Here is a 24,588-nt window from a genome sequence, read left to right on the forward strand (position 1 = left end):
GCATGCGAACCGAGCGTTTCGATTTTGATGAAATCGTCGATCAGGCCCACTTCTACAGTCAGTTTGGCGAGCGTTTTATGCTGAACGAGGCCGCTATTCGCGATCCGGACGATCTCTGGCGGGTGATGACCGGTGAACAGCTTCCGCTGCCGCTGGAAATTGTCTTCGTTAATCTGGGGAGAGGGCAGAAACGCCGGTATAGCGCACTGATCCTGCTATTTGAAAAGGCAGAAGAGGAGCTGGAGGGCCAGCTCCGCTTTACCGCTCAGTAATACAACCCAAAAAGGGCCCCGCAAAGCGGGGCCAAAGGGTTCGTCAGGGGTGACGAGGAATTACTTATAGAGTTCGGCGGTCACATGATAGCTGTCGCCGGTACGCGCTTCGATGACGCGGTAAGCACTGGCGCCCTGCGCATCAGCTTTCTGAGAAAGCTGTTCGCGATAATCCATTGGTGAACCGCCGGTACCGCTGATTGAGATGGTGCTGCCAGCAGGCTGCAGATTTTGTGCTGATTCACTGGTAACCAGTTGAGCCGCAGAGGCGCCAAAGGCAAACAGAGAGAGCAGGCCAGCCGTTGCAAGAGTTGTTTTGATTTTCATAATGTATCTCCTCGTTAGCATCAACAACCTGCAGCTACACCAGAGTAAGCGGGTCGTCGATTAGCATCGGCGTTGTATCACGCCGGTTGACAGTTATTTATAGAGTTCAGCTGTAGCGTGGTATGTGTTGTCGTTATAAGCCTCGATAACACGATACGCTTTTGCGCCCTGCGCATCGGCTTTCGCATTCAGCTGCTGGTGGATATCCATTGGCGAGCCGCCCACGCCGCTGACGCTGATGGTGCCGGCAGACTGCAGGTTCGCTGCCTGATCGGCAGAAATAGAATCTGCTGCAGAAGCGCCAAATGAGAGTGCAGAAAGAATGCTTAGGGTGGCGATAGCCGCTTTAATGTTCATGGTATTTTCCTCGTCTGTGATTTTTATCTTTTTAGTTAGTGTGATTTGCGTCACGAAAAGAAGTATAGATCTAATCACGCGGGAAATTAATACTTCGCTAATAATGTTTCGTTGTTATCCTTTATCCTTATGCCACCTTTTTATAACGTTAAGTTATTAAAATCGGCTATTTTTCATCCGTTAAGCGCTTTTTTTTCGCAAAAACAGTGATCTGCGTCAAATTAACTTTTCGTGCCAAAGTTTATGGTCAATGCCGCTGCACGCTGGCGAGAAAATTAGTTAAAACGGGCGAAAGAGCGGTTACAGGCAGGAGAATATATGGCTGAGAGTAACAGGAGCTTAAAGGTCTGACCTATATCAGCCAGCCTGATAACCTTTAGCGATAAAGGCGGGGCGAAGTAACAGAGGACATCAGGTATCTGAACGCCAGAAGGTGCCGGCAGACTGGCCACCGGCAAAGAAGTGTTACAGCTCCTGCTCAAACAGCACCAGTACCGCGTCATAGAGCTGCTTAACGGTAAAAGCACGCGCCGGGGTGATGAAAATGGTGTCATCGCCGGCGATAGTACCCAGAATTCCTTCTGCTTTGCCGAGAGAATCGAGCAGGCGGGCAATCAGCTGCGCGGCGCCCGGGCTGGTATGAATCACGACCAGCGCTTCATTGTAATCGATATCCAGCACCAGGTTTTTCAGCGGGCTGGTAGCGGTAGGGACGCCCAGTTCAGCGGGCAGGCAGTAAACCATCTCCATTTTCGCGTTGCGCGTGCGCACCGCGCCAAACTTTGTCAGCATGCGGGAGACTTTTGACTGATTGATATTTTCAAAGCCATCTTCCTGCAGCGCCTGCACGATTTCGCCCTGAGAGCTGAATTTTTCTTCTTTAAGCAAGGCTTTAAATGCCTTGATAAGGTCGTCTTGTTTTGAAGGATTACGCATAAGCTACCAATGAATAAGAGGCGCAGCAGGCAACAAGCCTGCAGCTGATAAATTATTATGCATTTAGATGAATTTTTATGCAATGCGTCAGCGGCGACTTTCGCCATACGTCCGCGCGGGACGGGCATTCTAGCAGAAACTGGCTAAGCACCAAAATCGCGCGCTGACGCGCAAAGCAGAGGTTGCAAAGTTGTTATACTATTGACGTGGTAACAACCAGATCGACGATCAAAGCCGTATATCTCTGCTGGCTGCGATAAGATCATTCAGGCGCTTCTGAAACAGAGCGGTATCGGAAGCAGATAGCAGCAGGCTGCCTGTGCGCAACGGCTATGTCGCTATCGCCTGAGATGTTGACTAAACTCGTAAGCTGATGGATTTCTGGCATATCTTTGCCCCATCTTAATAAGGAGTTCAGGATGAAAGTTGCCGTTCTCGGAGCCGCTGGCGGTATTGGCCAGGCGCTGGCTCTGCTGCTCAAAACGCAGTTACCCGCGGGTTCCGCCCTCTCTCTCTATGATATTGCACCGGTCACGCCTGGCGTGGCGGTCGATCTCAGCCATATCCCTACCGCTGTGACGGTTGAAGGTTTCAGCGGTGAAGATGCCACCCCTGCGTTGAAGGGGGCCGACGTGGTCCTGATTTCTGCCGGGGTAGCGCGTAAGCCCGGCATGGATCGCGCGGATTTGTTTAACGTTAACGCGGGCATTGTCCGAAACCTGATCGCGCAGGTAGCCAGCACGGCGCCCAAAGCGCTGATTGGCGTCATTACTAATCCGGTTAATACCACCGTGGCGATCGCCGCAGAGGTGCTGAAAAAAGCCGGCGTTTACGATAAAAACCGACTGTTTGGCGTCTCCACGCTGGATGTCATTCGTGCTAATACCTTTGTCGCTGCGCTCAAGGGTAAACAGCCAGGAGAAGTAGAGGTGCCGGTCGTGGGCGGCCACTCTGGCGTGACCATTCTGCCGCTGCTGTCGCAGGTGCCGGGCGTCAGCTTCAGCGAGCAGGAGATCGCCGATCTTACAAAGCGTATTCAGAACGCCGGCACCGAAGTGGTGGAAGCCAAAGCGGGTGGCGGATCGGCGACTCTCTCAATGGGGCAGGCCGCCGCACGCTTTGGTCTGTCGCTGATCCGTGCGCTGCAGGGTGAGGCCAATGTAGTTGAATGCGCCTATGTCGAAGGCGACGGTGAATATGCGCGCTTCTTCTCTCAGCCGCTGCTGCTGGGTAAAAACGGGATTGCCGAACGTCGCCCGCTGGGCACGCTGAGCGAATTTGAACAGCAGGCGCTGAACGGCATGCTGGAGACGCTGAAAAAAGATATTGCGCAGGGTGAAGAGTTTGTGAAGCAGTAACTCCTGTTACGCAGTGTGAAACGCCCGGCTGAAGCCGGGCGTTTTTGTTACAGTCCGCCAGATTTGAAGGTCTGCGTCGCCGCCGTGCCATTGCCGGCAGGCGTTTTGCGTCCCAGCGTTTCCATACGCACCTGGAAGGGCGGGAAAGGCATCTCAATATTGTGCTCCGCGAAGCCCCGCAGAATGAGCTGATGCAGCTCATGCCGCAGCGGCATGCGATGGCCCATCTCTGCCGCATGCACGCGCAGCTCAAACAGCTGAATACCCTGCTGCAGGTCCACCAGGTAAACTTCCGGCGGCGGCATATCCAGCACGTAGGTGCAGCGCTCGGCCGCCTGTTTGAGTATGGTGGTGGCTTCTTCACTGTTTACGCGCGCCGGCGCCGGTATCGTCAGCACCACACGCGTAACGGAATCTGACAAAGACCAGTTCACAAACTGCTCGGTAATAAACGCTTTATTGGGCACGATAATCTCTTTCCGGTCCCAGTCGGTAATGGTGGTCGCGCGGGTGTTAATACGCGTAATGCTGCCGGTAAGATCGCGAATGGTGACGGTATCGCCGATGCGGATCGGTTTTTCAAACAGGATAATCAGGCCGGAGATAAAGTTGGCAAAAATCTCCTGCAGGCCAAATCCGAGCCCAAGACCCAGTGCAGCGACCAGCCACTGCAGCTTTGACCACTCCACGCCAATCATTGAGAAGCCTATCAGGCCCCCCATCAGCATCAGCGCATATTTGGTCAGCGTTGTAATGGCGTAGCCGGTACCCGGCGCGAGGCTGAGATGCTGCAGCAGCGCCAGCTCCAGCAGCGCAGGCATATTGCGGACCAGCTGCGTGGTGATGATCAGCACCAGAATGGCGATAAGCACCGCGCCCAGCGTGATAGGCTGCACGCTCTCAACGCCCTGAACCGTGGTACTGGCATCCCAGAGCGGAATGTTATCGAGGAAGCTAAACGCGGAGTGGATTTCCGACCAGAGCAGGATCACCGATACCAGTGCAATCAGCGTCAGGATAGAGCGCACCAGCCGCAGCGACTGCGCACTGATGGCATCGAGGTCAATCACCGGCTCATCGATTTCAATGGTGTCAGTATTGGTGGCGCTCTGCTGCTCTTTTTCTTCTTCACTGCGGGCGCGATTGGCCAGCATATCAGCGCGACGCTGGCGGGCGCGATCGAACGCAATGCGTCGGCGCTGAATCAGCATCCAGCGGCGAATAATGTGATAAATCACCAGCAGGAAGAACCAGATACAGACTGAGGTTTCCAGGCGAGCCAGCAGCGCCTGGGCGGTTGCCAGATAGCCGATGCAGGATGCAAAAGCGGCCACCAGCGGAATGGCGATCATCAGGTTCCACAGGATGCGATTGACAAAATTATCACCGCTGCCCTCTTTATCAAGATAAAGCGGAATACCGGCGCGCTTCAGGCTGACCGTGACAATGCTCAGTGCACCGCAAATCAGCACAAAACAGAGTCGTCCCAGCGTCGCGGAAAACTGCGGATCTTCCAGATTGCCAAAGGCGATCAGCAGCATGATCAGCGGTACAATCAGCCCAACCGTCAGCGAATAGTAGCGCATGGCGCGCGCCACCCGCGTCTGCGGCCAGCGAAAATGCACGACAAACAGGCCGTCGTGACGGGCAAAGGCGGCGCTGATCATAAACGCCCACAGCAGAGGCAGCGTGGCGGTAATGCCATCCCCTATCGCCACGGCAAACGGATAGGGCCACGCATGCTGCAGGCCATACCCCAGTGCCGCCCAGAGCACCGGCAGCGGCAGCGCCACCAGAATGGACCAGAATACCGTCCGCAGCGTCAGGCTGAAGCGATCCTGTGTCACTTTGCCCACGCGGCTGGCGGCGCGCGCCATAAACGCGTTATAGTGGCGGCGTGAGCTGATGCTGAAACCCACCAGCAGCACGGCACCCATAATCGGCAGCACCGTTTCACGACTGGTAAACATCATGGCCAGCGCTTTGCCCATCTGACCCAGCGTATCCAGCGACAGCAGGCGGGTGAGGGCGCTTGCTACCTCAAGGGGATACTTCAGGCCCACCGGACTGACATCTGCCGTCCAGAAGAGGTAACGATGCGTCGCCTCTTTAACTTCGCTGAGCGCATCCTGCAGCTGCGTGTTTGACACCCGCAGCTTAGTGATCTCCAGAATCAGCGTATCGCAGCCGGAGATCAGCGAATTAAGCAGTTCACGCTGGGTGCGCAGCTGCGCGTCCAGGATCCGGCTCTGTTCGCTGGTATAAGGCGTGCCATCTTCCTGCTTCTCTTTACGCAATGTCTGCTGACGCTCGAGCAGTGACTCATAGTGCAGCCGCTGTACCCGCAGCTCGCCCATTTCGCTATCGATCTGCTGTGCTTTTGGCATATCGGGCAGACGGGCTACCTGCGCGCGCAGCGCTTCACCCAGCAAATTAGAGGCGCCCAGCCACTGTGACTGCTCGCGCAGCGTGCTCAGCGCCTGGCGCACCTGCAGCGTCTGATTAGTTGCCAGACGCTGCTGCGAGGCGACCAGATCCATACGCTGCGCCTGCTGATTCAGATCGGCAGAGAGCTGACGATTAATACGCAGCTGCTCGCTAATGGTGGGCGGCAGATCGCCGCTGTTTTCCGCCAGCTGCTCCGTGCGCTCCAGCGCCAGTTCCGCCTCGCGCTGACGCTGATTGTTCAGCTGGCTGCGCAGCGCCTGCAGATAGTTATCCAGCTGCGTGGCTTTCCGCTGATGCACTTCTGCCCGCATGCGGGCCAGCTCCTGACGGTTATTGGCTGAAAGCTGCGCCAGCTCCAGCTCATCCACCCGGGCTTTGCTCGCTGCGCTTTCCGCCTGACGGGCATACACCTGCGCCTGGGCAAGGGGTGACGCGTTGTTTGAAATGCCCTGCGCGCGACGCTCATTCTCCGTCATGGCACGGCGCGCATCAGTCTGCTGCTGCGGCAGCTGCGCCAGCGAGTCGCTGATTTCACGTGCACGGTCCTGCTCCTGCTGCGCCTGCCGTCCCTCTTCCAGCAGCTGGCTGCTGACCTGGAGTATTTCCTGATCCAGTTCCGCATTGCTCATGTTGCTGCGTACGGGTTTGCTGGTCTCGTTCAGCGTGGCGATCTGCTGGCGCAGTTCGCGTGCCAGCCGGGGAAAATCATCGATCACCTGCTGATACTGCTTCGCCCGCTCCAGCGAGTCGCTGCGTTCAGAGAGAAAATTGATGGCCGCTTCCAGCGCCTGCACCTGTTCGGTTTGTGCAGGACTGTTTTTAGCGGATTTCGCCTCATCCAGCTCCTGCTGCAGCTGCGTAGTGGAGGGGAGGGAGGCGGCACAGAGAGGGCTGCTGAGCACGAGGCTCAGCAGTAGAACAAGGAAAGCGCGCACGGGAGCAGGTCTCTGATTATTGAGTCAGCGGGGCGCTGTCGCCAGACTGCGGCAGTGCAATAGCCAGCGGCTGGCCGAGACGCGTTTTACTTTCCGCCTCCAGGCTTTCCGCCAGTTTTACCCGGTCAGGAGCGAACAGGTTGATCACGGTTGAACCCAGCTTGAAACGGCCCATTTCCTGACCTTTCAGCAGTACGACCGCACCATCATGTTCGGCAGAAGGATAGCGCCAGCGTTTGATCACACCTTCACGCGGCGGCGTCACGGTTCCTGCCCAGACAGTTTCAATACTGCCGACGATAGTGGCACCCACCAGAATCTGCACCATCGGGCCGTGATCGGTATCAAATACGCAGATAACGCGCTCATTACGCGCAAACAGATTAGGAATATTGCGCGCCGTGAGCGGGTTAACGGAGTAGAGTTCGCCCGGCACGTAGATCATTTCACGCAGAATGCCGTTGCAGGGCATATGCACGCGGTGGTAGTCGCGCGGGGCAAGATAAGTGGTAACGAACTCTCCATCAATAAACTTCTCTGCCAGCTCGTCGTTACCTGCCAGCAGCGCCTGCAGCGTATAGTAGTGTCCTTTCGCCTGAAAAATCTGATCGCCGGTGATGCGGCCCAGCTGGCTGATCGCGCCATCACACGGCAGCGCCAGCAGCGAGGCGTCAGGATCGACAGGGCGCGCACCCTCTTTCAGCGGGCGGACAAAGAAATCGTTGAACGTGCGATAGCTGCCGGTATGTGGCTTACTGGCTTCCGCCATATCAACTTTATAGAACCAGACGAAAGCATCAATGACCGCTTTGGTCAGCCAGCCACCGCGGCGACTGGCGCCCCAGCCGGCGAGTTCGGTCAGCGCCTTCTTGGGCAGAATATGATTCAGGCCGAGTTTAAAACGATCAAACACCGTTGCCTCCTGGCTTAATACCTGTGGTTTACGTAAAAAAGGGGGGCGGATTGTAGCAGCGCCCCGGTGAGTTAGCGACTATGTCGTTTTACCGATCAATCTTCATCGGCAGAAAAGTTTTTACGCGTTTTTACCTGCGCCATACTCTCAAGAATACGGTGGTAATTATCAAAGCGCGACGCGTTGATCAGGCCATTCTCTACCGCTTCACGGATTGCGCAGCCGGGATCGGTATCGTGCTTGCAGTCGCGGAACTTACAGCTGCCGAGAAATTCGCGGAATTCGATAAACCCGCGGGTAACCTGTTCCGGCTCAAGGTGCCACAGGCCAAATTCACGCACTCCGGGCGAGTCGATCACATCGCCGCCGTGCGGGCAGTGGTAAAGACGTGAGGCGGTCGTGGTGTGCTGACCCAGTCCGGACACATCCGACACATCATTGGTCAGAATCTCACTGCCGGCAACATCCAGTCCCAGCAGCCGGTTCAGCAGGCTCGATTTACCCACGCCTGACTGGCCGGCAAAAATGCTGACGCGCCCGGTCAGTGCCGCTTCCAGATCTTTCAGGCCATCCTGTGCGTAGCTGGAGACCATCAGCACGCGATAGCCGATATGGCGATAGATATCCATCTGCTCATCAACAAACGCACGCGCGTCACTATCCAGCAGATCGATCTTGTTGAGTACCAGTAACGGCTCAATACCCAGCGTTTCGCTGGCGACCAGATAGCGGTCGATAATATTGAGCGAAAGCTCCGGCAAAATAGCTGACACGATCATGATCTGATCGATATTGGCCGCGATAGGCTTTACGCCGTCATAAAAATCGGGGCGGGTCAGCACGGTTTTACGCTCGTGTACCGCTTCAACGATACCTTTACCGCCATTTTCATTCGCTGCACGCCATACAACGCGATCGCCGGTAACCAGCGAGCGGATAGTGCGGCGGATATTACAGCGATGCACTTCGCCCGCCTGGTCTTCGACATCTGCGTGCATGCCAAAGCGGCTGATCACCACGCCCTCAGACGCATCGCCAAACAGGCTATCATCAGGCTCCGGTTTTTCACTCCGTTGCTGCAGACGACGCTGATGGTTTGCGCTTACGCGACGTTGTTGACCCTTCGACAGTTTATTTTTGCTCACGCATCCTCTCACGCTTTCGCCAGGCTTCGCCCCGCTGGGCAAAACGTCTATGATACACCTTAACGCGGTCGAATGACGACACTGGCAATGGATGGAAAATAGATGACAGCTGGAAACGAAAATAACCTGATCTGGATCGACCTTGAAATGACCGGACTCAATCCGCTTCGCGATCGCATTATTGAGATCGCGACGATCGTTACCGATGCAAACTTAAACGTGCTCGCTGAGGGGCCGGTACTGGCGGTGCATCAGTCTGATGAGCAGCTGGCCCTGATGGATGAGTGGAACGTGCGGACCCATACCGGCAGTGGCCTGGTTGAGCGGGTCAAAACGAGTCAGTATGACGATCGGGCGGCAGAACAAGCCACGCTGGCGTTTCTGCAGCAGTGGGTGCCTGCCAACACTTCACCGATTTGCGGCAACAGCATCGGTCAGGATCGCCGTTTTCTGTTTAACTATATGCCAGAGCTGGAAGCCTACTTCCATTACCGCTATCTGGATGTCAGCACGCTGAAAGAGCTGGCGCGACGCTGGAAACCGCAGATCCTGCCGGGCTTTAAAAAAGCGGGTACGCACCAGGCGCTGGATGATATTCGCGAGTCAATCGCGGAGCTGGCGTACTATCGCGAGCATTTTTTGCAGCTTTAACGGCCTGAAATGCACAGTAAAGCATCATTTTGTCGATTAAATCAGCAAACGCGCTGAAAGCGCAAAATTTTGCGATAAGAGGCTTGCGGCAAAAACGAATTCTCGTATAATGCGCACCCCGTACCGATGAAGAATTTCGTGTGGTGCGCAGCAGTAAAGCATCAGCGTTTATCCCTCCGCGTGAAAGTTACGCCGGTTCAGATAGTCGCGATGATGATGCGGGAATAGCTCAGTTGGTAGAGCACGACCTTGCCAAGGTCGGGGTCGCGAGTTCGAGTCTCGTTTCCCGCTCCAGATTTAAAGATGTAGTCAGATACCAATATCAGATGTTTTGCTTTGCCGCATAGCAGCAGGCTGAATATCAACGATAATGCGGGAATAGCTCAGTTGGTAGAGCACGACCTTGCCAAGGTCGGGGTCGCGAGTTCGAGTCTCGTTTCCCGCTCCAGAATCTGTTTTGTAGTAACCTCTTTGCGGGAATAGCTCAGTTGGTAGAGCACGACCTTGCCAAGGTCGGGGTCGCGAGTTCGAGTCTCGTTTCCCGCTCCAGTTTTCTTATTCACGATTGTTTCCTGCCTGCGGGCGTCATCAGACATTAAGCACTGCTTTTGCTCTTTCTGCAGTCTGCGTTGTTCTGAACATTACACACGCTGTGTCAGCGTCGATATTGCCGATGGTTTGCTGCATACCGCTGCAAGTTATCCACAATTTGTCCGCGCCTGAAAGGCGGCGTTATACCCATCATGCAAAACCCTTTTAAACAGAGTTATCCACAAGCTCTGGCTCGACGCCTGCGCGTTATTCAGCAAATATAAGTTTACAATTTACATTCAAGTAATTGTTTTTATTATATAAATCACTATTTCATTATGTTAATGGTCTCTATAGACCACGCATGCCTGTGCGTCACTATTTTTATGAAAAAATCTTATGCACAGCGTGTGGACAAGCCTGTGTGCAGCAGATGCGCTCAATCATGCATCACGTGTCAGACCCTTTTCCACGGCGCGGACTAAACGCAGCGTTTTCGCAGGCTGCACCTCAATAACTTCAGCTGCGCGCTTCTGCTGCTGCTGATCCAGCGCCCAGTCAATATGCTCATCCAGCAGCGGATCTTCACCGCGTCGCTGCTGCAGCGCCGCCACGCATTCAGCTGACCAGGGGGCATTGCCCAGCGCCACGGCAATGTTGCGCAGCCAGCGCAGATGACCGATTCGCCGGATTGCCGAGCCTTCCGTCACGCGCAGAAAACGCGCTTCGTCCCAGCCAAACAGCGCGGTCAGCTCTGGCGCATGCAGTACCGCACGCGGTGAAAAGTCCGCTTCATCCGTCAGCTGGCTGTAGCGGTTCCAGGGACAGATCAGCTGGCAGTCATCACAGCCATAAATACGGTTGCCGATGAGCGGACGCAACGCTTCAGGGATGGCGCCTTCCAGCTCAATGGTGAGGTAGGAGATACAGCGCCGCGCATCCACAACATAGGGCTCAACAATGGCCCCGGTCGGGCAGATCGTCATGCAGGCGACGCAGCGGCCACACTGCTCCTCCTGGGGAGCATCCACCGGCAGCGGCAGATCGATCAGCAGTTCACCAAGGAAAAACCATGAGCCCGCTTCACGATTCAGAATCAGTGAATGTTTTCCGGTCCAGCCGAGGCCCGCTTTCGCCGCCAGCTGCCGCTCCATTACGGGAGCGGAATCCACAAACGGGCGAAAATTGAGTTCACTGCAGTGCGCCTGGATCATTTCTCCGAGCTTTTTCAGACGATTGCGCAATACTTTGTGATAGTCGCGACCCAGCGCATAGCGGCTGACGTAGCCAAGCTGAGGATTTTTCAGAGTTTGGGCAAAAGCCGCTTTTGCGGGCAGATAGTTCATGCGGACGCTGATCACCCGCAGCGTGCCGGGCAACAGTTCATGCGGACGCGCACGCATCATGCCGTGGCGCGCCATCCATGCCATCTCACCGTGATACTGCTTGTCCAGCCACGCCTGTAGCTTTGGCTCTTCAGCACGTAAATCGGTGTCGCAGATGCCGACCTGCTGAAAGCCGAGGTCGCGGCCCCACTGTTTAATCTGTTGAGCAAGCTGTTGAAGATCGAGAGGGTATGACATGAGAAACCAGGCAGTTGATGCAAACGCGCGCAGTTTACCACACTCTGTCTGGCCTGCGCAGGCCATGGCGCAGCTGGAGCAGGATGCAGCAGACAGCCTGGGGCTGACGCTTTATGAACTGATGCAGCGCGCCGGTCAGGCGAGCTTTACCCTGGCGCGCCAGAGCTGGCCAGAGGCCGGGCACTGGCTGATCCTGTGCGGCCACGGCAACAACGGCGGTGATGGCTACGTCATTGCGCGGCTGGCTCAGGCAGCCGGTATGGCGGTCACGCTGCTGGCGTGTGAAGGCAGCAGGCCGCTACCTGATGAAGCACGGCAGGCGCGCGAAGCCTGGCTGGACGCAGGCGGCGAGATTCATGCCGCAGACAGCCCGTGGCCGGAGCAGGTCGATTTGATTGTGGACGCGCTGCTGGGCACCGGCCTCAGCCGCGCGCCAGCGGCACCTTATGCACCCCTGATTGAAGCGATCAATCAGCACACCGCGCCGGTACTCGCTATCGACGTGCCGTCCGGCTTACTGGCGACGACCGGTGCCACGCCAGGTGCGGCGGTTGTCGCCAGTCGCACGCTGAGCATGATTGCGCTGAAGCCGGGTCTGCTGACGGGAAAAGCACGCGATCATGTCGGTGAGCTGCACTGCGATACGCTGGGCCTTGATGCCTGGCTCAGCGGGCAACAGGCGCCTGTCCGGCGCTATGCAGCGGAGCACCTGACGCGCTGGCTTAAACCGCGCCAGGCGACCTCGCATAAAGGCGATCACGGACAGCTGCTGATTATTGGCGGCGACAGCGGTACTGCCGGCGCCATCCGTATGACCGGCGAGGCGGCACTACGCAGCGGTGCCGGACTGGTGCGCGTGCTGACGCAGGCTGATAATATCGGTCCGCTTATTACCGCACGTCCTGAGCTGATGGTTGATGCATTTACGCGCGAAAAACTGCATAACGCGCTGGCGTGGGCGGACGTCGTGGCGATTGGGCCGGGTATGGGACAACGCGACTGGGCACAGCAGGCGCTGCAGCAGGTCGCGGCCTGTGAAAAGCCCATGCTTTGGGATGCAGATGCGCTTAACCTGCTGGCAATCAATCCGGATAACCGTCAGAATCGCATCATTACGCCGCATCCCGGCGAAGCGGCCCGGCTGCTCGGAGTAAAAACCAGTGAGATCGAGCACGATCGCCTGCAGGCCGCGCAGAACCTGGCCCGGCGTTATGGCGGAGTCGTGGTTCTGAAAGGCGCCGGTACGGTCATTGCAAGCGCCGCGGGCGATATTGCCATTGCTGATGTCGGTAACGCCGGTATGGCGTCGGGCGGCATGGGCGATACGCTGAGCGGTATCATTGCGGCCCTGCTGGGCCAGCAGCTTTCGCTGTTTGAAGCCGCCTGTGCGGGCTGCGTGGTACACGGCGCAGCGGCCGATGCAGTTGCCCGTCAGCACGGAACGCGCGGTATGTTAGCCACTGATTTGTTTGAGCAACTGTGGCAGTTTGTTAATCCAGAGATGATGCAATAATAACGCATGAAAACCTGTGTAATTTCTTTGCCCGATGAGGCGGCAACCCTGAAAATGGGTGCGCAACTGGCTCGCGTTTGCAGCAGCGCGGCCGTTATTTATCTGTATGGCGATCTGGGCGCCGGTAAAACGACGTTCAGCCGCGGCTTTCTGCAGGCGCTCGGTCATCAGGGCAATGTTAAAAGCCCGACCTATACGCTGGTTGAGCCCTATGAGATTGGCGATCGTACCCTCTATCATTTCGACCTCTATCGCCTGGCCGATCCGGAAGAGCTGGAGTTTATGGGTATCCGCGACTATTTCAGCGGTGAGGCGCTCTGTCTGGTTGAATGGCCGCAGCAGGGCGCAGGCTTTCTGCCCGAGCCCGATCTGTCACTGACGCTGCGTTATGCAGAAACGGGGCGTGAAGCAGAAATCACGGCGGTTTCCGCACACGGCGCCGTGCTGCTGGAGCAGATGCAGCAGGGAGATCCGGCATGAAGCCACGGATAAAAAGCATCGTGCTGGTCGTGCTCTGCCTGTTTTCCGCTACGTCATTTGCCGCCACGCTTTCAGATATTAAAGTTGAGAACGGGGCGAATCAGGCAACGGTGACGCTCAGCTTCAACGGCCAGCCGGTATACGGTTTTTTTCCGCTGCATAACCCTGACCGGGTGGTGCTGGATATTCGCCAGAGCGGCACGATCAAAGGGCTGCCGCTGAGCTTCAGCGGTGAAAACATCGTGCAGCGCATTCGCAACAGCCAGCCTAAAGATGCCCAGAGCATCCGGCTGGTATTTGATTTAAACCAGTCCACTAAAACGCGCGCTGCGACGCAGCGTGACGGCAATAATTATCGCGTGGTGTTTACCCTGCGCGGCACCCGGCCGGTAAACCGCAGCAGCACCGCAGCCGCGCCGGTTACCGCTGCGCGCCAGAGCGCCAGCGTAGCCAGCAGCCAGGGCAATCCGTTTGATGGCAATCCGGTCACCGCGGTGACCAACAGCAACACCACGATACGTCCGGGCGGCGCGGTTACCCTTAACGATGCGGTGATTGTGGCCATTGACGCCGGTCATGGCGGGCAGGATCCGGGGGCTATGGGGCAGCGCGGGCTGCGGGAAAAAAACGTTACTATCGCCATTGCACGCAAGCTTAAAGCGCTGCTGGATCGGGATCCGATGTTTAAACCGGTGCTGACGCGCAACGGCGATTACTTTATCTCGGTGATGGGACGTTCAGAGGTTGCCCGCAAAGAGAACGCCAATTTGCTGGTCTCTATTCACGCCGATGCGGCACCAAACCACTCGGCAACCGGCGCTTCCGTCTGGGTGCTGTCAAACCGGCGCGCCAATAACGAAATGGCAAACTGGCTGGAGCAGAAAGAGAAACAGTCTGAGCTGCTGGGCGGAGCGGGCGATCTGCTGGCGAACAGCCAGGCCGATCCCTATCTCAGCCAGGCGGTGCTGGATCTGCAGTTTGGCCACTCACAGCGCGTCGGTTATGACGTAGCGGTCAAAGTTCTGCAGCAGTTACGCGGCATCACGCCGCTGCATAAACGGTTGCCAGAGCACGCCAGCCTTGGCGTGTTGCGTTCACCCGATATTCCATCTTTACTGGTTGAAACCGGCTTTATCAGTAACGCCGGGGAGGAGCGGCTGCTTGGCAGCAGTGCGTACCAGGAAAAAATTGCGCTGGCGATCCATAAAGGCCTGCGCAGTTATTTCCTCGCACATCCGTTACAGTCCGTCCCAAAGCAGGAAAACCGGCCGCTGGACAGCGCACCAGCGGTTAGCGTCGCCAGCAATCCCGCCAGCGGAACCGTACAGTATACGGGCGTGACGCAGCGCCACACGGTAACGCGCGGCGAAACGCTGTCGGGAATCGCCGCAAAGTATGGGGTCAGCATGGCGACGCTGCGCGATCTCAACAACCTGAAGCGCGACGTGGTCTGGGTGGGGCAGCGCCTGAAAGTACCTGCCGGCAGCCGCGTCAGCACGACGGCTGCACGCCCGGCGCGCCACAAAGTGGTTCGCGGTGATTCGCTGACGGCCATTGCCGTGCGTTACGGCGTGAGTCCGAAAGCGATTATGCAGGCCAATAATATGAAGTCAGACAATGTAATGCTGGGACAGAATTTAAAAATTCCTCAATCCTGATCGCTGGCCTTCGGGCCAGCAAGCTACAAGGATCACCACCATGCCTATACAGATTTTACCGCCGCAGCTGGCAAACCAGATTGCCGCTGGCGAAGTGGTTGAGCGTCCGGCATCGGTTGTAAAAGAGCTGGTGGAGAACAGCCTCGATGCCGGCGCAACGCGTATCGATATCGATATTGAAAAAGGCGGAGCCCGGCTGATTCGCATTCGCGATAATGGCTGCGGTATTCCCAAAGCAGAGATGGCGATGGCGCTGGCGCGTCACGCTACCAGTAAAATTGCGTCGCTGGACGATCTCGAAGCGATAGCCAGCCTCGGCTTTCGCGGTGAAGCGCTGGCCAGCATCAGTTCAGTTTCCCGTCTGACGCTGACCTCACGCACCGCCGATCAGCAGGAAGCGTGGCAGGCGTACGCCGAAGGGCGTGATATGCAGGTCACCGTTAAGCCGGCGGCCCATCCGGTGGGAACCTCGCTGGAGGTGCTGGATCTGTTCTACAACACGCCGGCCCGGCGCAAATTTATGCGCACGGAAAAAACGGAGTTCACCCATATTGATGAAGTGATCCGTCGCATTGCGCTGGCGCGTTTTGACGTCGCGATTTCGCTCACGCACAACGGTAAACTGGTGCGTCAGTACCGCGGCGTGACGCAGACGTCGCAACAGGAACGACGTCTGGGCGCGATCTGCGGTACGGCATTTATGCAGCATGCGCTGCGTATCGACTGGCAGCATGACGATCTCGCGCTACGCGGCTGGGTAGCCGATCCGGCTGGCGCGCGGCAAACTCCGGACCTGCAATATTGCTACGTCAACGGTCGTATGATGCGCGACAAGCTGATCAACCATGCCATCCGCCAGGCCTGGCAGGCCCAGGGGGGCGACGATCAGCAGCCTGCCTATGTACTCTATCTGGAGATCGACCCGCATCAGGTTGATGTCAACGTTCATCCTGCCAAGCATGAAGTGCGCTTTCACCAGTCGCGACTGGTGCATGACTTTATCTGGCAGGGCGTGATGAGCGTGCTGCAGGCGAGCCGCAGTGCGGAGCTGCCGGAAGTCGCGGTAAAAGAGCCTGCTGCACCGTGGCAGCCAGAGAACCGTCAGGCTGCCGGCGGTAACCATTTTGCTCAGCCTGCCGCTGCCCCATCCCGGCCTGACGACGCCGCCGCCAGCCCGCGCGATCGTGCGCCTGCCCGCAGCGGAAACGCGGGCGCAGGCTGGCAGCATAAAGAACCCGCGTATCGCGCTCGTGAGGGCGCCGCGTATCAGCAGCTGCTGAAGACGCCCTCAGCCGCACCCGCGGCACCGACACCGGCTCCGGCAGCCCCACAGAGAACGCGCGAGCCCACAGCTGATGCACCGCTGGCCGCGCACGCGCAGAGTTTTGGTCGCGTGCTCAGCGTCGTCCGCGAGCGCTATGCGCTGCTGGAGCGGGGCGCAGCGCTCCAGCTACTCTCGCTGTCCGTCGCTTCGCGCTGGCTAAAGCAGGCGCAGCTTCAGCCGGGGGAGGAGGGGCTGCGGCCGCAGCCGCTACTGATACCGGTACGCCTGAAAATTGCCGCCAGTGAGCAGGAGGTTATTACCACCCGGGCTGCGCTGCTGCAGCAGATGGGTATTGATTTGCAGCGGGATGGGCAGCATGTCACCCTGCGCGCGGTGCCTTTACCGTTAAGAACACAAAATTTACAAATCTTGATTCCAGAACTGTTAGGCTACCTGGCCCGGCAGCAAGAGGTTTCTGCGTCCATGCTGGCTCAGTGGCTGGCACGTCGTGAGGATGCAGAGGAGCCACACTGGAATCACTCGCAGGCGATTGCGCTACTGGCGGAGCTGGAACGGCTCTGTCCGCAGCTGCTGAAGTCGCCGCCTTCAGGTCTGTTACAGACCCTGGATATTGAGAGCGCGATTAACGCGTTAAAGCATGAGTGAACTAAACCAGGCTGGCCGGCCAAAGGCTATTTTTTTGATGGGGCCAACCGCCTCCGGCAAAACCGCGCTGGCCATTGCATTACGCCAGCAGCTGCCGGTAGAGCTGATTAGCGTTGACTCCGCCCTGATCTATCGCGGGATGGATATAGGAACAGCAAAACCTTCAGCTGAAGAGCAGGCGCTGGCTCCTCACCGTCTGCTGGACATACGCGATCCGGCGGAGAGTTATTCTGCCGCTGAATTTCGTCGCGATGCGCTGGCAGAAATGGCGGAGATTACCCGGGAAGGTAAAATTCCGCTGCTTGTTGGTGGAACCATGCTCTACTTTAAGGCGTTGCTTGAAGGATTGTCGCCGCTGCCCCCGGCCGATCCGCAAATACGTCAGCAAATAGAGCAAACGGCGGCTGAACAAGGGTGGGAAACCCTGCACCGCCAGCTGTGTGAAATCGATCCGGTCGCCGGCAGTCGTATTCATCCGAATGATCCGCAGAGACTTTCGCGAGCACTGGAAGTTTTTTTTATTTCGGGTAAAACTTTAACGGAACTGACAAAAACGTCCGGTGAAGCGCTACCCTACGATGTGCACCAGTTTGCGATCGCTCCGGCGCATCGTGAAATGCTGCACCAGCGCATTGCAATGCGTTACGACCAGATGTTAGCGTCAGGCTTTGAGGCGGAGGCTCGTGCCCTTTTTGCGCGAGGTGATTTGCATACGGATATGCCTTCCATTCGTTGTGTCGGTTATCGCCAGATGTGGTCTTATCTTTCAGGCGAAATCAGCTATGACGATATGGTTTATCGGGGAATTTGCGCCACCCGGCAGTTAGCCAAGCGCCAGATGACCTGGTTACGAGGCTGGGAAGGTGTGCACTGGTTAGACAGTGATGCGCCTGAAACAGCCCGCGACACGGTACTTCAGGTAGTTAGTGCTAAGCAGGGCTGATTGTGTACAATTGATCGGTTAGCGTGCGCAAATTTTTACGCAGTTTTTCTGAACCACGGTTCTTAAGTAACAAACAACAAGCATATAAGGAAAAGATAGAATGGCTAAGGGGCAATCATTACAAGACCCGTTTCTGAACGCACTGCGTCGTGAACGTGTTCCGGTTTCGATTTATCTGGTGAACGGCATTAAGCTGCAGGGACAAATTGAGTCTTTCGATCAGTTCGTTATTTTACTGAAAAACACAGTGAGCCAGATGGTGTATAAGCACGCCATCTCTACCGTGGTTCCTTCGCGTCCGGTTTCGCATCACAGTAATAATGCGGGCGGCGGCGGTAGCAGTAACTACCACCACGGCGGAAGCAATCAGAGCGCTCAATCGCAGCCACAACAAGACGGTGATAGCGCAGAGTAAGTTTGCGTAGCCGTAAAGCCAGGGCCGGGGAGCAATCAGGTTTTCCCGTCCTGGTTATTTTATTTTAGCGAGGTTATAGCTTGTTTGACCGTTATGATGCCGGTGAGCAGGCCGTACTGGTACACATCTGGTTCTCCCAAGACAAAGAGCTGGAAGATTTGCAGGAGTTTGAAACTCTTGTCTCTTCTGCGGGCGTCGATGCACTGCAGGTCATTACCGGCAGTCGTAAAGCGCCACATCCCAAATATTTTGTCGGTGAAGGAAAGGCAGTTGAAATTGCCGATGCGGTAAAAGCGAGTGGAGCATCGGTCGTATTATTCGATCATGCCTTATCTCCTGCTCAGGAACGTAATCTCGAGCGTCTGTGCGAATGTCGTGTTATCGATCGCACCGGCTTAATTCTCGACATCTTTGCGCAGCGCGCCCGTACCCATGAAGGGAAATTACAGGTCGAGCTGGCGCAGCTACGCCATCTGGCCACCCGCCTGGTGCGCGGCTGGACACACCTTGAACGTCAGAAAGGCGGCATCGGACTACGTGGACCCGGTGAAACTCAGCTGGAAACTGACCGGCGCTTGCTGCGCGGTCGCATCAGCCAGATCCTGTCGCGGCTTGAGCGTGTTGAAAAGCAGCGTGAACAGGGACGTCAGGCGCGTGCCAAAGCTGATGTGCCTACTGTTTCGCTGGTGGGTTACACCAACGCCGGAAAATCCACCCTGTTTAACGCGGTAACGTCTGCCAATGTGTATGCGGCGGATCAGCTGTTTGCCACGCTCGATCCAACCCTGCGCCGTCTTAATGTCGCCGACGTAGGCGAGGTGGTGCTGGCCGATACCGTCGGTTTTATCCGCCATCTTCCGCACGATCTGGTCGCGGCGTTTAAAGCAACGCTGCAGGAGACCCGCCAGGCAACTCTGCTGCTGCACGTCATCGATGCCGCTGATTTACGCGTTACCGACAACATTGACGCCGTGAATGAAGTGCTGGCTGAAATTGAGGCGGATGAGATCCCCTCGCTGCTGGTTATGAACAAAATCGATATGCTGGATGGGTTTGAACCGCGTATCGATCGCGATGAAGAGCAGCGCCCGACGCGCGTATGGCTCTCAGCGCAAAACGGCGTCGGTCTGGAGCTATTGTGGCAGGCGCTCTCAGAACGGCTGGCAGGTGAGATTGCGCAGTATGAACTGCGTTTGCCACCTGAAGCAGGACGTCTGCGTAGCCGCTTTTACCAGCTGCAGGCGATAGAAAAAGAGTGGAATGAAGAAGATGGCAGTACGGGTTTGCAGGTGCGTATGCCGATTATCGACTGGCATCGCTTATGCAAACAGGAGCCGTTGCTAACCAGTTATATTGTTTGATATTGCCCAAACGCCTTTATCTGACACATGAGAATGGTGCTGTAAGTATGACTGCAGGCTGTCTGCGCCGGAACAGGGTTTCGCGGGCGCAACGTCAACTGCGCGCATGACCGGATGCTTACCTCTGTAGCGGATCCGGCGGCGGGCAGGCAGTTCACCACGCGGCGGCAGGCGACGTGAAAGGTAAAACACGTAAATACAATAAATGGAGTAGAAACATGGCGTGGAATCAGCCCGGAAATAACGGACAGGACCGCGACCCGTGGGGAAGCAGCAATAATCAAGGCGGCAACTCTGGGGGGAATAAAGGAGGGCGCGAGCAGGGGCCTCCCGATCTGGATGATATCTTCCGTAAGCTGAGTAAAAAACTCGGCGGACTGGGCGGTGGCAAACAGAACGATAACGGTCAGCGCAGCGGCGGTAGCGGTGGCAAACTGGTTGGCATTGCAGGCGCAGCCGTAGTGATTATCTGGGCGGCAAGCGGCTTCTACACCATCAAAGAAGCGGAACGCGGTGTTGTAACCCGTTTTGGCAAATTCAGTCATCTGGTTGAGCCTGGCCTCAACTGGAAGCCGACATTTATTGATAACGTACGCGCTGTCAACGTTGAAGCCGTGCGCGAGCTGGCTGCATCAGGCGTGATGCTGACATCCGACGAAAACGTGGTACGCGTTGAGATGAACGTCCAGTATCGCGTGACCGATCCGGAGCGCTATCTCTATGCAGTAACCAGCGCGGATGACAGCCTGCGTCAGGCCACCGACAGCGCGCTGCGTGGCGTGATTGGTCGTTCCACCATGGACCGCATTCTGACCGAAGGGCGTACCGTGGTGCGTAGCGATACGCAGCGTGAGATTGACGAAACGATTCGCCCCTACAATATGGGGATCACCCTGCTTGACGTAAACTTCCAGGCGGCGCGTCCACCGGAAGAGGTAAAAGCCGCGTTTGATGATGCGATCGCCGCACGCGAAAACCGTGAGCAGTATGTGCGTGAAGCAGAAGCCTATGCCAACGAAGTGCAGCCGCGTGCCAACGGTCAGGCGCAGCGTATTCTGGAAGAAGCGCGAGCGTACAAAGAGCGTACCGTACTGGAAGCGCAGGGTGAGGTTGCCCGTTTTGCGCGTCTGCTGCCGGAGTACAAGGCGGCTCCGCAAATTACCAAAGAGCGTCTCTATATCGAAACCATGGAGCGCGTGCTGAGTCATACGCGCAAAGTGCTGGTTAACGATCGCAGCAACAATCTGATGGTACTGCCGCTCGACCAGCTGCTGCGCAACGGCCAGTCAGGCAGCCAGAGCGGTCAGAACAACACTAACCTGATGAAATTGCCTTCGTCGCCAGGCAGCAGTGCCGATCGCAACAGTAACTCATCTTATAGTCCGGACAGCGTCATGGACCAGCGTCGCGCAAACGCGCTGCGCAACGATACCCAGCGCGAAGGGAGGGAGTAACCGATGCGTAAGCCAATCATCGCCGTAATTATCGTAGTGCTGGTGGTGCTCTACGCGTCACTGTTTGTTGTGCAGGAGGGCCAGCGCGGTATCGTGCTGCGTTTTGGTAAAGTCCTGCGTGACGACGAGAATAAGCCACAGGTTTATTCGCCGGGTCTGCACTTTAAAATCCCATTTATTGAAACCGTGAAATCGCTGGATGCGCGCATCCAGACCATGGATAACCAGGCCGATCGCTTTGTCACCAAAGAGAAGAAAGATCTGATCGTCGACTCTTATATCAAGTGGCGTATCAGCGACTTCAGCCGCTACTACCTGGCAACGGGCGGTGGCGATATCTCTCAGGCTGAGGTGCTGCTGAAACGTAAGTTCAGCGACCGCCTGCGTTCAGAAATGGGCCGTCTCGATGTGAAAGATATCGTGACCGATTCGCGTGGCCGTCTGACCACTGACGTACGCGATGCGCTGAACACGGGCAGCGCGGGTAACGATGATGAAGTTCAGACGCCGGCAGCAGATGATGCCATCGCCAGCGCTGCCGCACGCGTTGAGCGCGAAACCAATAGCAGCGAGCCTGCGCCAAATCCAAACAGTATGGCGGCGCTGGGTATTCAGGTTGTTGATGTGCGTATTAAGCAGATCAACCTGCCAACTGAAGTCTCTGACGCTATCTACAACCGTATGCGCGCCGAGCGTGAAGCGGTTGCCCGTAGCCAGCGTTCACAGGGGCAGGAAGAGGCAGAAAAACTGCGTGCGCAGGCTGATTACCAGGTAACCCGTACGCTGGCTGAAGCGCAGCGTCAGGCGCTGATCTCGCGCGGTGAAGGGGATGGTGAAGCCGCCAAGCTGTTCGCCGATGCCTTCAGCCAGGATCCTGATTTCTATGCGTTCATTCGCAGCCTGCGGGCGTATGAAAACAGCTTTGCGGATAATCAGGACGTCATGGTGCTGAGCCCGGATAGCGATTTCTTCCGCTATATGAAAGCACCGACCAACGTTTCACGATAAGCGCTTATAAAGCCAGGGCCGACACTGATGTCGGCCCTTTTTTTTGGATAACATATGAATTCAACCATCTGGATGGCGCTTGCGCTGGTGCTGATACTGGAAGGCGCAGGGCCGATGTTAATGCCGCGACTCTGGCGGCGCATGATCCTTTCTCTGACGCAGCTGCCTGACCGCCTGTTGCATCGTTTTGGCGGTGGACTGGTGGTGGCGGGCGTGGTGATTTACTGCCTGTTCAGCCAGCATATGCAGGGATAATCGCGCCGCTTACCGGTTAAGTTGTGCCTGTCGGGCCGAGCCTCCCCAACATGTTGTGAGCTGAACAAAAGGCAGGCAAAAAACAGCGCAAACGTGTGCTAAAAGTGCTGAAACTGTGAAAAACCGATGGTAGAATCCATTTTTAAGCAATCGGTGATTTTAGAAATGGGTAAGAACGTCGTCGTACTGGGCACCCAATGGGGTGACGAAGGTAAAGGTAAAATCGTAGACCTTCTGACTGAACGCGCTAATTATGTGGTGCGTTACCAGGGTGGCCACAATGCAGGCCATACACTTGTCATCAACGGTGAAAAAACCGTCCTCCACTTAATTCCTTCTGGCATCCTGCGTGAAAATGTTACCAGCATCATTGGTAACGGGGTGGTATTGTCACCTGAAGCGCTGATGAAAGAGATGAATGGTCTGGAAGCGCGCGGTGTGCCGGTACGTGAACGTCTGCTGATTTCTGAAGCCTGCCCGCTGATCCTGCAATATCACGTTGCAATGGATCTGGCACGCGAAAAAGCGCGCGGTGCCAAAGCGATCGGTACCACGGGCCGCGGTATCGGGCCTGCCTATGAAGATAAAGTGGCGCGTCGCGGCCTGCGGGTCAGCGATCTGTTCAACAAAGAGACCTTTGCAGCCAAGCTGAAAGAGATTGTTGATTTCTACAACTTCCAGCTGGTGAACTACTACAAAACCGATGCCGTTGACTACGAAAAAGTGCTGAGCGACGTGATGGCCGTAGCGGACATCCTGACCAGCATGGTAGTGGACGTATCCGATCTGCTGGATGGCGCGCGCAAGCGTGGCGATCTGATCATGTTTGAAGGTGCGCAGGGTACCCTGCTGGATATCGACCACGGTACTTACCCCTATGTGACTTCCTCTAACACCACCGCAGGCGGCGTGGCAACCGGCTCCGGTATCGGTCCGCGCTATGTCGACTACGTGCTGGGTATCGTGAAAGCCTACTCCACCCGCGTCGGAGCGGGTCCGTTCCCGACCGAACTGTTTGATGAGACCGGTGAGTTTCTGTGCAAGCAGGGCAATGAGTTTGGTGCCACTACCGGCCGCCGTCGCCGTACCGGCTGGCTTGATGCGGTTGCTGTACGCCGTGCCGTACAGATTAACTCGCTTTCCGGCTTCTGCATGACCAAACTGGACGTGCTGGATGGCCTGAAAGAGGTTAAAATCTGTGTCGGCTACCGTATGCCGGATGGCCGCGAGATGACCACTACGCCGCTGGCAGCTGAAGGCTGGGAAGGTATCGAACCGATTTACGAAACTCTGCCTGGCTGGAGTGAGACCACCTTTGGTGTCAAAACCGTGGAGGGTCTGCCCCAGGCCGCACGTGATTACATCAAGCGTGTCGAAGAAGTAACCGGTGTGCCGGTTGATATTATCTCAACGGGCCCGGACCGTAGTGAGACCATGATTCTGCGCGATCCTTTCGACGCATAATCTTCTCAGGCCGGACATGTTCCGGCCTCTGTTTATCCGCTGTCTGCTTCCGCTCACTCTGTTTTTTTCGGCTCAGGACCACACGGGCATGAAAAAAGCGCTCCGGGTTTTTCCGCACTGGTTTATCATCATTGTTAATCGAAGCGCGCAGCTGGCGCTAAAACTAAAAAATCTGATGGTTTACTGAGGTATATGTGCAGCTAACAAGTTTTACCGATTATGGTCTGCGCGCACTGATTTACATGGCTACGCTGCCCGAGGGCAGGCAGACTAACATTACTGAAGTCACCGATACTTACGGCGTATCGCGTAACCATATGGTAAAAATCATCAATCAACTGAGCCGGGCCGGCTTTGTAGCTGCTACACGCGGCAAAAACGGCGGAATTCGTTTAGGTATGGACCCGGAAAAAATTATTATTGGCGACGTTGTCAGAAAGATGGAGCCGCTGCAGTTAGTTAACTGTGACACCTGCGCCATCACCCCAGCCTGCCGCTTACGTAAGGCGCTTAATGACGCCGTGCAGTTATTTTTGCAGGAGCTGGATAACTATACGCTGGCCGATCTGGTAAGAAACAACGATTCGCTCTACCACATCCTATTGTCCGAACCGCCGGTGGCAATCCACTCCAAATGACATCGGAGGAACC

Annotated in this window: 22 protein-coding genes and 3 tRNA genes; 18 read left to right on the plus strand and 7 right to left on the minus strand. The window is 56.4% G+C overall.

Translation table 11 applies throughout. From position 1 onward, the window contains the following. Window positions 1-2 precede the first annotated feature (2 nt). Window positions 3-272: a hypothetical protein gene (locus tag C1Y41_RS09800; protein WP_094111849.1), complete on the plus strand. Its 270-nt coding sequence runs from the start codon at window positions 3-5 to the stop codon at window positions 270-272. 60 nt (window positions 273-332) lie between these two features. Here C1Y41_RS09800 and yhcN (C1Y41_RS09805) read toward each other — a convergent pair whose 3' ends face one another. From yhcN (C1Y41_RS09805) to argR, 3 genes are all read right to left on the minus strand, one after another. Continuing rightward, the gene (gene yhcN, locus C1Y41_RS09805; RefSeq protein WP_039380672.1) at window positions 333-599 is read right to left on the minus strand and encodes a peroxide/acid stress response protein YhcN; all 267 of its coding nucleotides are present in this window, start codon (window positions 597-599) and stop codon (window positions 333-335) included. Between the two features lie 93 nt (window positions 600-692). Continuing rightward, window positions 693-956 (minus strand): peroxide/acid stress response protein YhcN, encoded by a 264-nt coding sequence (gene yhcN / locus C1Y41_RS09810; protein WP_104085376.1) that lies wholly within the window; start codon window positions 954-956, stop codon window positions 693-695. A 465-nt stretch (window positions 957-1,421) separates the two neighbouring features. Beyond that, window positions 1,422-1,892, minus strand: a complete 471-nt coding sequence (gene argR / locus C1Y41_RS09815; RefSeq protein WP_039380667.1) for a transcriptional regulator ArgR — start codon at window positions 1,890-1,892, stop codon at window positions 1,422-1,424. A 419-nt stretch (window positions 1,893-2,311) separates the two neighbouring features. Between argR and mdh the strand changes: the two genes are divergently transcribed. Next, complete coding sequence (mdh, locus tag C1Y41_RS09820; RefSeq protein WP_039380662.1) at window positions 2,312-3,250, plus strand: malate dehydrogenase; 939 nt, start codon at window positions 2,312-2,314, stop codon at window positions 3,248-3,250. A 47-nt stretch (window positions 3,251-3,297) separates the two neighbouring features. Here the strand turns inward: mdh and mscM are convergent, their stop codons facing one another. From mscM to rsgA, 3 genes are all read right to left on the minus strand, one after another. Beyond that, window positions 3,298-6,633, minus strand: a complete 3,336-nt coding sequence (gene mscM / locus C1Y41_RS09825; protein WP_071669169.1) for a miniconductance mechanosensitive channel MscM — start codon at window positions 6,631-6,633, stop codon at window positions 3,298-3,300. A gap of 16 nt (window positions 6,634-6,649) precedes the next feature. Further along, window positions 6,650-7,546, minus strand: coding sequence for an archaetidylserine decarboxylase (asd, locus tag C1Y41_RS09830; protein WP_104085377.1), 897 nt, complete (start codon window positions 7,544-7,546; stop codon window positions 6,650-6,652). A gap of 95 nt (window positions 7,547-7,641) precedes the next feature. Then, window positions 7,642-8,691, minus strand: coding sequence for a small ribosomal subunit biogenesis GTPase RsgA (gene rsgA, locus C1Y41_RS09835; protein ID WP_039380655.1), 1,050 nt, complete (start codon window positions 8,689-8,691; stop codon window positions 7,642-7,644). Window positions 8,692-8,793: 102 nt separating this feature from the next. Here rsgA and orn point away from each other — a divergent pair, with 102 nt between their 5' ends. The 4 genes from orn (at window position 8,794) to C1Y41_RS09855 (ending at window position 9,891) form a co-directional block, all read left to right on the plus strand. Then, entirely contained in the window at window positions 8,794-9,342 is a 549-nt protein-coding gene (gene orn / locus C1Y41_RS09840) for an oligoribonuclease (protein ID WP_104085378.1), read from the plus strand. A 218-nt stretch (window positions 9,343-9,560) separates the two neighbouring features. Continuing rightward, window positions 9,561-9,636, plus strand: a tRNA-Gly gene (locus C1Y41_RS09845). Window positions 9,637-9,714: 78 nt separating this feature from the next. Next, window positions 9,715-9,790, plus strand: a tRNA-Gly gene (locus tag C1Y41_RS09850). Between the two features lie 25 nt (window positions 9,791-9,815). After that, a tRNA-Gly gene (locus C1Y41_RS09855) sits at window positions 9,816-9,891 on the plus strand. A 425-nt stretch (window positions 9,892-10,316) separates the two neighbouring features. Here C1Y41_RS09855 and queG read toward each other — a convergent pair. After that, complete coding sequence (queG, locus tag C1Y41_RS09860; protein ID WP_104085379.1) at window positions 10,317-11,456, minus strand: tRNA epoxyqueuosine(34) reductase QueG; 1,140 nt, start codon at window positions 11,454-11,456, stop codon at window positions 10,317-10,319. Between queG and nnr the strand changes: the two genes are divergently transcribed. The 12 genes from nnr (at window position 11,455) to nsrR (ending at window position 24,575) form a co-directional block, all read left to right on the plus strand. Further along, complete coding sequence (gene nnr, locus C1Y41_RS09865; RefSeq protein WP_071669171.1) at window positions 11,455-12,969, plus strand: bifunctional ADP-dependent NAD(P)H-hydrate dehydratase/NAD(P)H-hydrate epimerase; 1,515 nt, start codon at window positions 11,455-11,457, stop codon at window positions 12,967-12,969. The genes queG and nnr overlap by 2 nt on opposite strands. Window positions 12,970-12,975: 6 nt before the next feature. Continuing rightward, window positions 12,976-13,449 carry a tRNA (adenosine(37)-N6)-threonylcarbamoyltransferase complex ATPase subunit type 1 TsaE gene (gene tsaE / locus C1Y41_RS09870; protein WP_039380649.1) on the plus strand — a complete coding sequence of 158 codons (474 nt, stop codon included), beginning with the start codon at window positions 12,976-12,978 and terminating at the stop codon, window positions 13,447-13,449. Beyond that, a complete protein-coding gene (gene amiB, locus C1Y41_RS09875; protein ID WP_094111854.1) occupies window positions 13,446-15,107 on the plus strand; it encodes an N-acetylmuramoyl-L-alanine amidase AmiB in 1,662 nt (553 codons plus the stop codon). The genes tsaE and amiB overlap by 4 nt, the downstream gene beginning before the upstream one ends. 40 nt (window positions 15,108-15,147) lie before the next feature. Further along, complete coding sequence (gene mutL / locus C1Y41_RS09880; protein WP_104085380.1) at window positions 15,148-17,037, plus strand: DNA mismatch repair endonuclease MutL; 1,890 nt, start codon at window positions 15,148-15,150, stop codon at window positions 17,035-17,037. Continuing rightward, window positions 17,030-17,980, plus strand: a complete 951-nt coding sequence (miaA, locus tag C1Y41_RS09885; RefSeq protein ID WP_094112182.1) for a tRNA (adenosine(37)-N6)-dimethylallyltransferase MiaA — start codon at window positions 17,030-17,032, stop codon at window positions 17,978-17,980. Before mutL ends, miaA begins: the two co-directional genes overlap by 8 nt. 100 nt (window positions 17,981-18,080) lie before the next feature. Beyond that, window positions 18,081-18,395 (plus strand): RNA chaperone Hfq, encoded by a 315-nt coding sequence (gene hfq, locus C1Y41_RS09890; protein WP_039380637.1) that lies wholly within the window; start codon window positions 18,081-18,083, stop codon window positions 18,393-18,395. Window positions 18,396-18,475: 80 nt separating this feature from the next. Then, window positions 18,476-19,756 carry a ribosome rescue GTPase HflX gene (gene hflX, locus C1Y41_RS09895; RefSeq protein WP_104085381.1) on the plus strand — a complete coding sequence of 427 codons (1,281 nt, stop codon included), beginning with the start codon at window positions 18,476-18,478 and terminating at the stop codon, window positions 19,754-19,756. A 218-nt stretch (window positions 19,757-19,974) separates the two neighbouring features. Beyond that, window positions 19,975-21,210 carry an FtsH protease activity modulator HflK gene (gene hflK, locus C1Y41_RS09900; protein WP_071669173.1) on the plus strand — a complete coding sequence of 412 codons (1,236 nt, stop codon included), beginning with the start codon at window positions 19,975-19,977 and terminating at the stop codon, window positions 21,208-21,210. Window positions 21,211-21,213: 3 nt separating this feature from the next. Further along, window positions 21,214-22,218 carry a protease modulator HflC gene (hflC, locus tag C1Y41_RS09905; RefSeq protein WP_039380630.1) on the plus strand — a complete coding sequence of 335 codons (1,005 nt, stop codon included), beginning with the start codon at window positions 21,214-21,216 and terminating at the stop codon, window positions 22,216-22,218. Window positions 22,219-22,272: 54 nt separating this feature from the next. Continuing rightward, entirely contained in the window at window positions 22,273-22,473 is a 201-nt protein-coding gene (locus C1Y41_RS09910; protein WP_039380628.1) for a DUF2065 family protein, read from the plus strand. A gap of 165 nt (window positions 22,474-22,638) precedes the next feature. Continuing rightward, the gene (locus tag C1Y41_RS09915; RefSeq protein WP_071669175.1) at window positions 22,639-23,937 is read left to right on the plus strand and encodes an adenylosuccinate synthase; all 1,299 of its coding nucleotides are present in this window, start codon (window positions 22,639-22,641) and stop codon (window positions 23,935-23,937) included. Window positions 23,938-24,131: 194 nt separating this feature from the next. Then, complete coding sequence (nsrR, locus tag C1Y41_RS09920) at window positions 24,132-24,575, plus strand: nitric oxide-sensing transcriptional repressor NsrR (protein WP_039380624.1); 444 nt, start codon at window positions 24,132-24,134, stop codon at window positions 24,573-24,575. Window positions 24,576-24,588 lie beyond the last annotated feature (13 nt).

It is taken from the genome of Pantoea sp. ICBG 1758 (assembly GCF_002928325.1).
In the GTDB taxonomy this organism is placed as follows: Bacteria; Pseudomonadota; Gammaproteobacteria; order Enterobacterales; family Enterobacteriaceae; genus Pantoea; species Pantoea eucrina.